The sequence below is a fragment of the Murimonas intestini genome, from assembly GCF_024622195.1.
GTDB classification, from domain to species: domain Bacteria; phylum Bacillota; class Clostridia; order Lachnospirales; family Lachnospiraceae; genus Murimonas; species Murimonas intestini.
Genome location: NZ_JANKBI010000014.1, coordinates 55,834 through 69,026, shown reverse-complemented (window position 1 = coordinate 69,026; position 13,193 = coordinate 55,834). Strand labels below are relative to the sequence as shown.

Genomic DNA, 13,193 nt, shown 5'->3' with positions numbered 1-13,193 from the left:
GGTGTAGTATGAGTAAAAACTATAGGGCTGAATTGGTAGGGGTAATTGGGGATCCCGTGGACGGCAATCCGACCGGGGTGATGGAAGAAGCCGGATTTGCAGCATTGGGGCTGAATTTCCGGTATCTTACCATCAAAGTTCTTCCACAGGATCTGGAAGATGCGATCAGAGGTGTTCGCGCTTTTCATATGCGGGGAATAAACTTAACTATGCCGCATAAAGTCCAGGTGATACCATATCTGGATGAGCTGACAGAAGCAGCAGGAATCATAGGCGCTGTCAATACTGTGATTAACCAGGATGGAAAGCTTATTGGGGAAAATACAGACGGCAAAGGTTTTATGATCGCCTTGGAGAATGAAGGCATTCCGGTAAAAGGAACGCATATCACAATGCTGGGGGCCGGAGGAGCAGCCAAAGCTATAGCTGTGGAATGTGCACTGGCAGGAGCATCAGAGATAAAGATCATTAACAGGGATAAGACACGGGGTGTGGCTCTGGCAGAACTCATCACGTCCAGGACAGGGTGCACGGCAGAATACATACCATGGACGGAGAAAAAGACTGTGCCGGCAGATACAAATATCCTGATCAACGGAACAAGCGCAGGTTTATTTCCAGATATTGACATGTGTCCGGATTTAGATTATGCTACTATTCATGAAGGAATGACTGTATGTGACGTAGTCTTTAATCCTGTGGACCCGCTGTTCCTGCAGAAGAGCAGGGCCAATGGTGCAAGGACTGTAAACGGGATCGGAATGCTGGTAAATCAGGGAGCGATGAATTTCAGGCTCTGGACCGGCAGAGAAGCTCCGGTGGATGTGATGTACAAAACTCTGGAAGCAGAATTTAGTGAAGAATAATGGTGGAGCGGTACGTCCTGTATGAATGGGCGGCCGCTTTTTGCTTCTATATGGAACTTCAGTTTCTGTAGAATTAAGTCTTTCAGAAGGATGCGCGGCTATGCATACAGAATAAAAGTTGTGCTGTTTAAATGAAAAGGAGATTTACCCAAGATGATGCTGAGGCAATGTACCTGATTCAGAGTGACCAGGAGGTAAATAAGTTTCTGCCCTGGTTCCCTGTAAGAAGTGCGGAAGAGGCAGCAGAATTTCTAAACATAAAGTATCTCAGAAAATATGATGATGCCTGGGGATATTATTATGCAGTGTGCTTTAAGGAGGATAATATTCCTGTGGGGTATGTTAATGTCAGCAGTGATGAAAGCCATGACCTGGGGTATGGACTCAGAAAAGAATTCTGGCATATGGGAATCATGGCAGAAGCTTGTAAAGCATTGGCTGGATATTTAAAGAATACAGAAATGATGTATATAACAGCAACCCATGACATAAATAATCCTGCAAGCGGTGAAGTCATGAAAAAAATAGGAATGACCTACAAGTATTCCTATGAAGAAATGTGGCAGCCTAAAAATTATCTTGTCACTTTCAGAATGTATCAGTTGAACTTTGATGGTGATGAAAACAGGACATATAGTAAGTATTGGGATAAGAGTGATGTGCATTTTATTTAAGCTTTAAAACAATCTTAAAATATTTAATATAAACTGAAGAATATTGAGAAAATATAAGGAGTATGATATAATTTAATAAATAAATCGTGAAAACAATGTTAAAAAATTAGTAAAATTGGATTGGGTTGGAAAAGGGGGGAATTGGAAACTGTAAATATTGATTTTGAAATCAGGGCCGGAAAATTGTAGATGAATTGAATTTCAGATGCAGCAATCCGGCCTATAATTTTAACAAAAGATGGCGCGGGGGATTACGCGGGAAGGGAGAAGTTATGAAGGAGAATAAAGTTAGAAAAAGAGCAGTAAAGGTTGAGCATCTATTTGCGGCAGCTGTGCTTGCGGCAGTGATATTGCCGGGGTTCGCATCAAAGGGTGGGCTGGAACTTGCAGAATTAAGTAATGGAGATTCATTTAGTTACAGAGGCCTTGACTGGCAGGATAAAAAGAAAGACGTGGAAGAAAAGCTGGGGCTGGAGTTTGATCAGCCTGTTATGAATTCAGGCTATGGCACAAAGATATATCAGAATGAAGATGGAATGGAACTGTTTGAGATGACAGGTACAGAGTATTATAAATTTGATACAGCCGGACTGGAAAACGTGGAAGTGATATTCGCTGCGGAGGACGGAATTCAGGACCTGGGTGAATTCGAACAAAGGATAAGCAGTGGATTGACAGAACTGTACGGTGATCCTGAATACACCCTGGAGAGGGAAGCCCTGTACCCGGTCGTATCGGAAAATATGGTCAAATTCAGAAAAAGCTGCTGGAAGGCTGAAGCAGGAGAAGGTTTGGGAGACGCTCTTTATCTGCAGGCTGATATGGATGAAGGTTCAGCCGTGAAGTATGTCAGGCTAATGGTTGAGAGAACAGCACCGGAAATTTCAGAGAATGAACTTGAGGATCTGGATATTACGGGATTTAAGGATGGTGATATATACAAGTTTAATAATCTGGAGTGGGGAAGCTCCCCGGCCCAGGTGGAAGAACAAACAGGAATTAAATTTGAAAATCCGGGAATAGGGGTACATGATCCTGAAAATGGGAATGGAATATATTTCAGAGCCAGAATTGTAAACTATTTCGGCTTCAAGGGGGCAGAAACTTATGACTTTATGAGAGGCGGATTGCGGGAAGTTGTGATAGGATTTGGGACAGAGGACGGCACACTAGATATAACAGAGCTGGAGACAAAGCTGTTAGGTGAGTTGGAAAAAATGTATGGAAAAGCTGATAAGAAATTGGAGGCTTTAGGGAAGGAGTCAGATTCTTTCAGGAAAAGGCGCAACTATATATGGGAAGGAGCCAAGCAGAGCGGAATTCAAAACAGTTTTGGTATTGATGTATATTCAGATAAGGACGATAAGACTGTCCAGATGAGACTTTTGATAAGTAATTATGCCATAGAAGAAATTCCAGAGCCTGATGTTACTTCCACAGCAATAAGAATAACTGACCTGAAAAAAGACGATTCTTATACTTACAGAGGAATAGAATGGGGATGTACGCCGGAAGAACTTGAAGATTTGCTCGGAATCAAACTGAGGGAGCCGGATGATTTTGGTGAACCTGTCAATAAAGATGCGCAGACCCCGGTACAATATTCAGAGGTGAGAAGGGTTGAGCTTTTAGGGATGCTGGGGATGGAGTATTACTCATTCCTGGATAATAAATTGTTTGAAGCGGGTATAGTGTTTGATAATCGGGGAGGCGATAATCTAAGGAATTATGAAGATTTGATTATCCAGATGCTGGAAAATACCTATGAAGAAGGTGAAGGGAAGAAAGAATCAGAGATTGAAAGCGGAGACGGTAAGACAACCATTGTGCAGTATAAATGGAATGGTAAAGCAGAGGAAGGATATATAAACAGTTTGTTTGTAGTCTGCTATAGAAACAAGTTTGGCACTACTGAAAAGGTACAGCTGGCAGTGTGCAGGCAGCCGGTTGATAAAAAGTAGGGTCAGAAGGGCATCATTTGCCGTCTCTATTTATTTGCCGAGAATAGTGCAAGGCACCTGTGAATCGGACATTTACAGGTGCCTTTTTCTGCCCTTATAATAAATATCATCAGAATAGAAAATATCATGGGCGCAGTCCCGGGCAAATGAAGAAAGAAGGTATGTTATGGAGTATGTAAAGGAATATGCAAGGCAGATATCTTTTCCGCTGGGAGGAATCGGAACAGGCTGCATTGGGCTGGGGGGAAACGGCGGGCTTGTTGATGTGGAGATCAAAAACAGGCCAAACAAAAATTCTACTGCGGAATTTACTCATTTTGCCATAAAGGCAGAGGATGAGAATGGTGTGGCAGATGCCAGGATCCTGCAGGGTGATCTGGAGAAAGACCATATTGGATGTACAGAGCGCCCTCTCTATACAGGGTATGGATTTGGACCGGACAGGGGAACTATGATTGGTTTCCCGCATTTTGAACAAGTGACATTTAATGGGGAATTCCCTTTTGCAGAACTGGATTTCAGCCATGGTAAATTTCCGGGAAAAGTGAAAATGACGGCCTTTAATCCTCTGATACCTACAAATGAGGATGACAGCTCTATTCCGGCTGCATTTTTCCAGTTCGAGATACATAATACGACAGATAAAAGGCTGAAATATACACTCGCACTGTCATGCAATAATTACTATAACAGAACAGACACATGCCATACATATGAGGAAAAGGATGGCGTGAAGATGATATACCTGTCAAACAGAGGGGACAGGAATACTGCGGAGTATGGAGACCTTACAATAGCCACAGACAGCAACCATGTAAGCTTCCAGAGATACTGGTTCAGAGGACGGTGGTTTGACAATTCCTCTGTATTCTGGCAGGAATTTACACGTCTGGGTGAGCTGCCCGACAGAGATTACAGTGAGCAGAGAATAAACCCGGATTCGAATGACACATCTGATATTGCGACTCTGGCCGCACATGTGGATGCAGGTCCCGGTGAGACAGTTTCCATCCATTTCGTGCTTTCCTGGTCTAATCCGTTTATGAATAATTTCTGGGAAATTACTCACAGGGGGCTTTCACAGGATGAGATTGACAGGCGGAGGAGTAAGCTGTGGAAGAATTATTATGCTGTCCTGTTTAATGATTCCAAAGAAAGTGCAGTGTACGGAGTAAAGAATTTCCAGAGGCTCTATGATGATACAATGCTGTACAAAGAAGCGATTTATAATTCAACACTTCCGCCGGAGGTCATGGATGCCGTCACGGCAAATGTGGCTGTGCTGAAGTCCCCCTCCTGTCTGAGGCTGAGTGATGGTTCCTTCTATGCATTTGAGGGCGTGCATGCACATATGGGATCCTGCGAAGGTACATGTACCCATGTGTGGTCATATGCGTATGCTCTGGCATTTCTGTTTCCCAGGCTGGAGCGGAGCGCCCGGTACAACGAATATACTTATTCTATGCAGAAAGACGGAGGGATGGGATTCAGGATACAGCTGCCTCTCGGGTGCGGCCCCACAAACCACAGGCCCGCGGCAGATGGCCAATATGGAACTGTGATCAGGGTATACAGGGAATTCCTTATCTCAGGTGATAAAGAGTGGCTCAGTTCAATATGGCCGGAGGTAAAGCGCAGCGTTGAGTTTGCCTGGAATCCGGACAATGTAGACGGCTGGGACCAGGATAAGGACGGCATAATGGAAGGAAGGCAGCACCATACTCTGGATATGGAACTGTTTGGAGCAAATTCATGGCTGAGCGGCGTGTATCTGGCAGGCCTTCTGGCAGCTGCAAATCTGGCAGGCATCATGGGGGAGACAGATACAGAGAATGAGTACAGGGAAATATTCCAAAAGGGCTGCAAGATCCTGAATGAGAAGCTCTTCAACGGAGAATATTTCTTCCAGGATGTAGATCTGAAAGATAAAAAGATTCTGGAAAAATATAACGGCGGTGTCTCTGACCATGGGGCGGACGCGGTGAAAAGCTACTGGAATGAAGAGAATCAGGAGATGAAATATCAGATAGGGGAGGGGTGTTCCATCGACCAGGCCCTGGGACAGTGGCATGCTGACCTGTTGAATATGGGAGAGATATTCCAGACAGACAAGCTGAGATCAGCTTTGGGTGCAGTCTACAAATATAATTATATACCTGACATGAGAGAGCATGTGAATCCCTGCCGTATCTATGGATTTAATGATGAGCAGGGTACGATGATATGTGCATATCCGGCGGACAGGAAGAAACCACTGATTCCTGTACCTTATGCAGAAGAGACTATGCATGGATTTGAATACCAGGCAGCCAGCCACATGATCAGGCATGGACTTGTGGAGGAAGGCCTGGAATGTGTGAGGGCCGTCAGGAACAGGTATGACGGCAAAAAGCGGAATCCCTGGAACGAGATGGAGTGCGGCAGCAATTATGTAAGGTCTCTGGCAAGCTATGCACTGCTGCTGGTATACAGCGGTTTTATTTATGACCTGTACAGGCACAGGATAGGTTTTAACCCCATCGAGGAAGGTGATTATCAGTTCTTCTGGTCTGTGGACACAGGCTTTGGAACCATACAAAAAGAAAATAAGACAGCCAGATTAAATGTTTTATATGGAAAGCTGGAGGTCGGTGAATTTGTGACAGATACAGAAGGAATCTTAGAAGTGCTCTCAGGAGAAAAGCCGGTGCAGTACAGTGTACAGGGAGATACAGTCCTGTTTGATGAGATACAGAATTTAGACAGCGGCAGGGATATTACAGTCATCTATAAATAACGGCGGCAGGGCAGTGTCTGGCAGAGCAGTGTTTGGCAGAGCAGAGATACAGCAGGGCAGAAATATAGCAGGACAATGATATAGCAGGGCAAAATGCCCTGCTATATTGTTTTCAGATACTCACTGGGCGGAAGCCCCGTAGCTTTTTTAAATTGCTTGCTGAAGTAGCTGGCGCTTGCGAAACCTGTTTTTTCTGCCACGTAGCTGACATTTTCCACGTGGTCCTGAAAGAGTGAAATAGCTTTCTCTATACGTACCTTGTTTAGAAAATCATTGATGGTCATCTGCTTATCACGCTTGAAGCAGTAACAGATATAACTGTAATTCAGATAGAGCGCATTGGCAATATCGGTGATCGTTAGCTCCGGGTTGCCATAGTGTCTGAGAATATAATTTTCCACGCATATTGTGACATCTGAGTATTCATCATTCCCTGAAATGCTTGTGACAGAATTTTTGTAGATCAGTATGATCCAGTCGCGGATGGCATCCAGGCTTTTCATATTATTTAAAGTATCTAGGATACTGCCGTGGCCGCCTGTGACTGATATGGGGGAGGAGGACTGAGCGCTCAGTGATTCTGTGAGCAGATTCAGCAGAGACAGGGTCTGGAGGATAATATTGTCCCAGAGCGCTTTCTCATCTTCCATCTTTTGATAAATACTTGTAAGCAGAACTTCCAGATTGTCAGTATCTTTAGCGGTGATCATGGACTTCAGCTGGTTTTTTTGTTTGGCATCCATGGTGGCCGGAGCGGCTGCTGACTTCAGGTTCTGGTACTGTATGGCACGCTGCTTCAGGACAGAACAGTTCTGAAGGGCGATACAGGCTTCATGGTAGGAGAGGTAGAGATCCTCAGGTCCCCTGCAGATGTCTCCAATGCCTGCAGAGAGGGTGACGCCTTCCTTTTCTGCTGCGGCAAGTACCTGGCAGACCCGCTGTGGAAATACATTCTGTGCATTTCCGTCAAAGATAAAGAAGAGCCTGCTCTTTGTGTCAAGGCAGCATATATACCCCTCTCTTCCGATACTTTTGCGGATGTTATCAAGAAGAAGGCGCAGTTTCTCCTTGGGGAGAATGGATGCAGGTTCGAAGAGGGCGGCAATATAAGACTGGTAGCCGGGCAGCAGGCGGTCAGCCAGCTTGTGGTCATACTGGTCGATATTCTGCACGCTGAAGTTACAATTGACCAGGTCATTATAGTATCCCTCCAGGATAAAACGCTCATTTTCATTCTCAAGGCTTTTCATATGGCTGTTCAGAGTGTCCTCCTGCTGGATCTCCCTGCTCAGTTCATCCAGAGCCGAGCAGAGGTTCTGGTAATTGATAGGCTTTAAGATATAGTCAGATACCCCCAGGCGTATTGCCTGCTGGGCATATTTAAATTCATCATACCCTGTCAGGATGATATACCGGCATTCCAGCTGGTTTTCACAAAGCCTTGATATCAGTTCAAGGCCGTTAAGCTTTGGCATATTGATATCTACGATTGCTATGTCAGGGGGATCAGCCATCATCATTTCCAGTGCTGTCTGTCCATTATTAGCTTCGCCTGAGACAACAAGCCCGTGTTCCTCCCAGGGAAGGCTGTTTTTCAGGGAAAGCCTTTCATAATACTCATCGTCTACAAGAAATACTTTTAACATGATACTTCCTCCTCATTCGTATGCTGATTTGTTTACTGCTGTCCGTCATGCTTTTATTCCTTCTGTGCCGGAAAGGAGATAGAGATACAGGTATATTCACCGGCGGAACTGTCGATATGGAAGGTTACCTGGTCATTATAATGGATACAGAGACGCTTTATGACACTGGCCAGGCCGAAATGGTCTTCGATTTCTTTCTGGGATATCCTGTCAGCACGAATAGCTTCAGTGAGCTCCTGCTTTTTCTGTTCCGTGATCCCGTTTCCCGTGTCAAATACTTCAAAAACGATCCGCTCTTTGTCAAGGTATCCGCTGACGCAGACCATACCTTTATCTCCTTTCTCCTTGATGCCGTGATAGATGGCATTTTCTATAAGCGGCTGCAGAGTCAGCTTGGGAATGGAGAAATCATAGATGGCCGGGCTGAATGCAAGGACATAGTCCATGAATTCAATATATCTCATCTTCTGCAGGCAGAGGTAGCTCTCGATCAGCTGTATTTCTTTGGAGATGCTGATAATGCTGGAGCCGTTATTCAGTGAGATCCTGTAGAAGCTGGCCAGATTTTCCACAGTCTTCATGGCCTCCTGGTTCATATTGCAGCGGATCATACTGTTTATCATTTCCAGAACATTATATAAAAAATGTGGTTTTACCTGTTCCTGGACCATCTGAAGTTCCATTTTCCGCTTCATTTTCTGCTGTGCCTTTTGTTGTGCCATCAGCTCCTGTATCCTGTCCAGAAGGGAATTAAAAGTAATGCCCAGCTCAGCAATCTCATCCTTTGTTCTGGGGTGCGTCCTGATAGAGAGATCCCCGTCTTTCACACGGTTCATGATATTTTTGAGAGATACCACAGGTTTTGTCTGGAAACGGGATATTACAACTGCAAATACAATGGCGAATAAGATCCCATAGAGTGTAAATGTCATAAGCGTTGGAAACGTAGTTGTCAGGTTATCCTTCAGCACCTTGTAGGAGGATACAGAAAGGAGCTGGACGTCCAGCGGGGAAAAACTTTTTGTGGTAACGATGAGAGGATCATCTGCCTGCTGGATAATAACACTGCTGTCCTCGAGCAGAAGGCTGTAGCTGATCTGCATCTCTGAGAAAAGACTGGTGTAGATAGGGAGGTCCTGTTTGCTTGCCAGGATATAATTGCCCTCCAGCACATAGATATTGTCTGAGTAGACTTTTAGCAGTTCTTTCAATTTTGACATATCTACAAATAAGGCTATATACCCTAATAGCTCACCCTCAGGAGTATGGGAGGGGACAAGCAGGGCAAAGACCTTCTCCACGGAAGAGTCATTTAAAAATTCTATAGAGAAAGTCTTTGTCCAGTAAACATGTTCCCCTGTCACTCCCCTCATCAGTGTCTTATTAAAGAAATAGGTGAGCCTGTCCAGATTCAGATTCTGTTCACCGATAAAAAAACCATCAGCATCCATCAGGGAGAGAGCACGCAGGGAAGGCAGGGCCCTGTGATAGGAGGAGAGAGGCGGCTGATTGTCCATGGACTTGTATATGATCCTGCCGTTTTCTGCTGACTCAGAGCGTGCGGAGGCGAGGAAAGAGATAATATCTTCATCATGGGCGATGATCTTTCCTATGGACTCTATAGATTCCATATAAGTATCAAGTGCAGCAGCATACGTATCCAGAGTGACCAGGTCGGAACTCTGCTTTTGTGCCAGGGATAAAGTGATATTGCTTTCTCTGGCAATAAAGAAGAAGGCACAGATAGGAACAACTATCAGAAGAAAGGTAACGATGAAGTATTTTACTGCTATAGAGTGTATGTTCAGCCTTTTCATAAGATCTTCCTTTCGAATATACTCTTTATCCATCTTTGACAGTTTTATCGGGTCTGCTTGCGCTTATTATATCATGATTTTAAAGGCTTCTGAATCATTTTGGAATAACATCCGAGAATTTTACAAGTGTATGGAGAATAGTTCATTTACTTTTACACGGTCAGATTTTATACTGTGTTTAACAGCAATGGTCCAGCCAGATGATATGACATAGGGCAGGCCATTACAGGGGCATGCAGCCGGCCGGCTATCCCTGGAGTTATTTGGCAGTTAATATTGATAAAGATTGGGAGGAAATGCGAAATGAAAAAAAAGGTGATTGCTTTATTAATGAGTACGTGTATGATGCTTGGGCTTGCAGCAGGCGGAACTGTGGCAGCTGCTGATCCGGATCAGGCAGGCGTAAAAAAGAATGAAGTGACTAGGACAAAAGCAGGAAGTTCTGATGTGACACTGACCCTTGCAATGTGCGGTGACGGAACTACGAAAGAGTCCCTGGACAAACTGCTTGCGCAGTACACTGAAGAAACAGGGGTGAAGGTAGATACAATCTTTATCGCAAGCAACTGGGGAGAGTACTGTACGAAGATCCAGACAATGGTAGGAGGCGGAGACGATCTTGACTGTGCGATCCTGGCAATCGAAGGCGTGGCAAAATTCCTGGATATGGGCATAGCTGAACCGATCGACGACTGGATTGCCGCTAATAAAGAGATATCGGATGCTATCTTAAGTGACACCAGCCCGTCCTTCCAGGATGTATTTAAGGATGACGAGGGCAATACATATGCATTCCCGTTCTCCTTCAATAATGTAGTAATGCATTTTAACACCAGCCGTCTTGAGGAGGCAGGACTTGAGCTTCCGGCAGCCGACTGGACAAAGGATCAGTTCCTTGAGTATTGTGAGAAGCTGACAACAGAAAAAGACGGTGTTAAACAGTATGCAGTAGCAGTTCCATATGGCGAGTATTTCTGTGCAGAAGCCTGGCTGTATAATAACGGAGCTTCTTATATGAACGAAGATTTTACAGAGAGCACAATTAACTCTCCGGAAGCTGTAGAAGTGTTCCAGCTGTGGCAGGACCTGATCTATGAATATGGATATGCTCCTATACCAGAGGAAAATGTAAGCGCTATTGCCCAGATCATCAATGGACAGGTAGCCATGGGATCATGGGGACGCTGGCCGACCGCAAACTATATAGCGGATGATTTTAAAGACGTGGCGATCCAGTATCTTCCTACATTCACAGTTAACCAGCAGATCGGCGGCGTGGACGGTATCTTCACACTGAAGAATTCCAAACATATCGAAGAGGCAAAGGAACTGGCTGCATGGATGTCGCAGGCTGATTTTGAAGGGCAGTATCTGTCATCAGGCAATATCCCGGCACTGCATTCTCTGGCACAGACAAAGATCTCAGACCTTGGAATTCCTGAAAACTACGAGATATTCTATCTGGATTCAAATACCGATATCTATAAACCGGTCAGTGCACCGCCTCAGTTTACTGAATGCTCAAATATTGTGCTGACAGCAATCTCTGATATCTGTGTGAATAAGTCAGATGTGCAGGAGACGCTGGATAATGCTGCTGAAGAGATGAACGCAGTCCTGGCTGATAACAAATAAGCAGGGGTAAGAGGGTGCCTTTAAATAACAGACACCCTCTTTTTATTCCAGAGAGAGGGGAATTCTATGAAAACCGTAACAAAAACAGCCGGCAATTATGCGGCTAAGAAGAAAAGAAAAGATACAATATCGGCTTATATTTTCCTGGCACCGGCACTTATCAGCTTTGGACTGTTCATAGGGCTGCCTGTAATTCTGTCAGCTGTGCTGTCATTTTTTAAATATAACCTTGTAAATCCGCCCCAATTCGTAGGGCTTGAAAATATTAAGAAGATGTTTACCGATAAAGGGCTGTTCACCGCATTTGGGAATACCTTTAAATTTCTGTTGATACTGTGTCCTATCCACTGCGGACTTGGCATGATACTGGCATTTATGGTGTACAGGGCCAAACGTTTCCAATTCTTTTTCAGAAGTGCTATTTATTTTCCTTCAATTGTGACAACAGCATCAGTTGCTATCGCATGGGGGTATCTGTTCTCTACGGATATGGGTGCTATCAACTACTTTGTGAGGCTCCTGGGAGGGACAAATATTCCATGGCTGACAGACAGAGTGGTGGTCTATGTGACAATAGCCCTGTTCAGTTTCTGGAAGTTTATCGGGACTACATTCCTGTATTATTTCATAGGTATGCAGAATATACCTGATGTCTATTATGAGGCTGCCCAGATCGACGGGGCAGGTATTATCCAGACGTTCCGGCACATTACGCTTCCTCTGCTTAGCCCAACGATCTTTTTCGTGATCATAACTAATATTGTCAGCGTATTCCAGATCTTTGACGAGCCTTACCTGCTGACAAATGGAGGTCCCGGCACTGCCACACGGACGATCGCACTGGAGATATACCAGACAGCCTTCCAGGATATGAATATCGGATATGGGGGAACGATTTCCTTTGTCCTATTCCTGATAATCCTGGTGATAACCATAATCCAGTTTAAGGGACAGAATAAATGGGTGGTGTATGACTATGAATAAAATAAAAAATAAAATTCCGCAGATATGCCTTATTATATTTTTGCTTTTGCTGTGCATTATAATGCTGGCGCCTTTTGCATGGATACTGTCCACCTCTCTGAGGCTGCCAAAAGAATCTTTTAAGCTGCCGCCGTCTTTTTTGCCGACCAGCTTTCACTTTGAGAACTATAAAGAGGTTTTCAGGCAGTTCCCGTTCGGACAGGTTATCTTCAACAGCTTGAAGATCGCTGTCATAGTAGTGATAGCAAATACATTCATTTCCACAATGGCAGGCTACGCTTTTGCCAGGATTGATTTTAAAGGAAAAAATGTTGTATTTCTGATCATCCTTTCAGGAATGATGATACCTGTGCAGGCAAAGCTGATCCCTACATATATAGTAATGTCAAAGATGGGATTCGTGGGTACACATATGTCGCTGATATTGCCAGCGATCATAAGCCCGCTGAATATTTTCTTCGTGAGGCAGTATATGAAGACAATACCAGCCAGCTATGAGGATGCGGCGTATATAGACGGGGCGGGAAGGTTCCGAATTTATTTTACAATCTTTCTGCCAATGTCCAAGTCAGTGATCGTCATGACGTCCCTGCTTACATTCCTGGCATCCTGGAATGATTTTATAAATCCGCTGATCTTCCTTTCCAAATACGAGAGGATGACACTGCCCCTGGGACTGAAAATATTGAGCGGAGCTATGGGGACCGGAAGTGTTTCAGTGGTGCTGGCCGGTGTCACCATGTCTCTGATCATACCGACGCTGCTCTATCTGTTTGGGCAGAAGCACATTATGCAGAGTGTAGTCATGTCAGGATTGAAGACTTGACATGCAGC

Annotated in this window: 9 protein-coding genes; 7 read left to right on the top strand and 2 right to left on the bottom strand. The window is 44.6% G+C overall.

Going from position 1 to position 13,193, the window contains the following annotated elements:
• The first annotated feature begins 8 nt into the window (after positions 1 to 8).
• From aroE to NSB28_RS17755, 4 genes are all read left to right on the top strand, one after another.
• Positions 9 to 866: a shikimate dehydrogenase gene (aroE, locus tag NSB28_RS17770; protein WP_109747974.1), complete on the top strand. Its 858-nt coding sequence runs from the start codon at positions 9 to 11 to the stop codon at positions 864 to 866.
• 131 nt (positions 867 to 997) lie between these two features.
• The gene (locus NSB28_RS17765) at positions 998 to 1,540 is read left to right on the top strand and encodes a GNAT family N-acetyltransferase (RefSeq protein ID WP_109747975.1); all 543 of its coding nucleotides are present in this window, start codon (positions 998 to 1,000) and stop codon (positions 1,538 to 1,540) included.
• Positions 1,541 to 1,812: 272 nt separating this feature from the next.
• Positions 1,813 to 3,501: a hypothetical protein gene (locus tag NSB28_RS17760; RefSeq protein ID WP_109747976.1), complete on the top strand. Its 1,689-nt coding sequence runs from the start codon at positions 1,813 to 1,815 to the stop codon at positions 3,499 to 3,501.
• Positions 3,502 to 3,667: 166 nt separating this feature from the next.
• The gene (locus tag NSB28_RS17755; protein WP_109747977.1) at positions 3,668 to 6,277 is read left to right on the top strand and encodes a GH116 family glycosyl-hydrolase; all 2,610 of its coding nucleotides are present in this window, start codon (positions 3,668 to 3,670) and stop codon (positions 6,275 to 6,277) included.
• A gap of 101 nt (positions 6,278 to 6,378) precedes the next feature.
• Here NSB28_RS17755 and NSB28_RS17750 read toward each other — a convergent pair whose 3' ends face one another.
• Complete coding sequence (locus tag NSB28_RS17750) at positions 6,379 to 7,923, bottom strand: response regulator (protein WP_109747978.1); 1,545 nt, start codon at positions 7,921 to 7,923, stop codon at positions 6,379 to 6,381.
• A gap of 53 nt (positions 7,924 to 7,976) precedes the next feature.
• On the bottom strand, positions 7,977 to 9,740 hold the full coding sequence (locus NSB28_RS17745) for a sensor histidine kinase (protein ID WP_187374360.1): 1,764 nt from the start codon (positions 9,738 to 9,740) through the stop codon (positions 7,977 to 7,979).
• Between the two features lie 303 nt (positions 9,741 to 10,043).
• Here NSB28_RS17745 and NSB28_RS17740 point away from each other — a divergent pair, with 303 nt between their 5' ends.
• The 3 genes from NSB28_RS17740 (at position 10,044) to NSB28_RS17730 (ending at position 13,185) form a co-directional block, all read left to right on the top strand.
• A complete protein-coding gene (locus NSB28_RS17740; RefSeq protein ID WP_109747980.1) occupies positions 10,044 to 11,375 on the top strand; it encodes an ABC transporter substrate-binding protein in 1,332 nt (443 codons plus the stop codon).
• 66 nt (positions 11,376 to 11,441) lie between these two features.
• Positions 11,442 to 12,359, top strand: coding sequence for a carbohydrate ABC transporter permease (locus NSB28_RS17735; RefSeq protein WP_109747981.1), 918 nt, complete (start codon positions 11,442 to 11,444; stop codon positions 12,357 to 12,359).
• The gene (locus NSB28_RS17730) at positions 12,352 to 13,185 is read left to right on the top strand and encodes a carbohydrate ABC transporter permease (RefSeq protein ID WP_187374359.1); all 834 of its coding nucleotides are present in this window, start codon (positions 12,352 to 12,354) and stop codon (positions 13,183 to 13,185) included. Before NSB28_RS17735 ends, NSB28_RS17730 begins: the two co-directional genes overlap by 8 nt.
• Positions 13,186 to 13,193: the final 8 nt, after the last annotated feature.

Bases quoted from the DNA above. Each gene is read 5' to 3' on its own strand.
- aroE (WP_109747974.1), top strand. From the start codon at position 9: ATGAGTAAAAACTATAGGGCTGAATTGGTAGGGGTAATTGGGGATCCC.
- NSB28_RS17765 (WP_109747975.1), top strand. From the start codon at position 998: ATGAAAAGGAGATTTACCCAAGATGATGCTGAGGCAATGTACCTGATT.
- NSB28_RS17760 (WP_109747976.1), top strand. From the start codon at position 1,813: ATGAAGGAGAATAAAGTTAGAAAAAGAGCAGTAAAGGTTGAGCATCTA.
- NSB28_RS17755 (WP_109747977.1), top strand. From the start codon at position 3,668: ATGGAGTATGTAAAGGAATATGCAAGGCAGATATCTTTTCCGCTGGGA.
- NSB28_RS17750 (WP_109747978.1), bottom strand. From the start codon at position 7,923: ATGTTAAAAGTATTTCTTGTAGACGATGAGTATTATGAAAGGCTTTCC.
- NSB28_RS17745 (WP_187374360.1), bottom strand. From the start codon at position 9,740: ATGAAAAGGCTGAACATACACTCTATAGCAGTAAAATACTTCATCGTT.
- NSB28_RS17740 (WP_109747980.1), top strand. From the start codon at position 10,044: ATGAAAAAAAAGGTGATTGCTTTATTAATGAGTACGTGTATGATGCTT.
- NSB28_RS17735 (WP_109747981.1), top strand. From the start codon at position 11,442: ATGAAAACCGTAACAAAAACAGCCGGCAATTATGCGGCTAAGAAGAAA.
- NSB28_RS17730 (WP_187374359.1), top strand. From the start codon at position 12,352: ATGAATAAAATAAAAAATAAAATTCCGCAGATATGCCTTATTATATTT.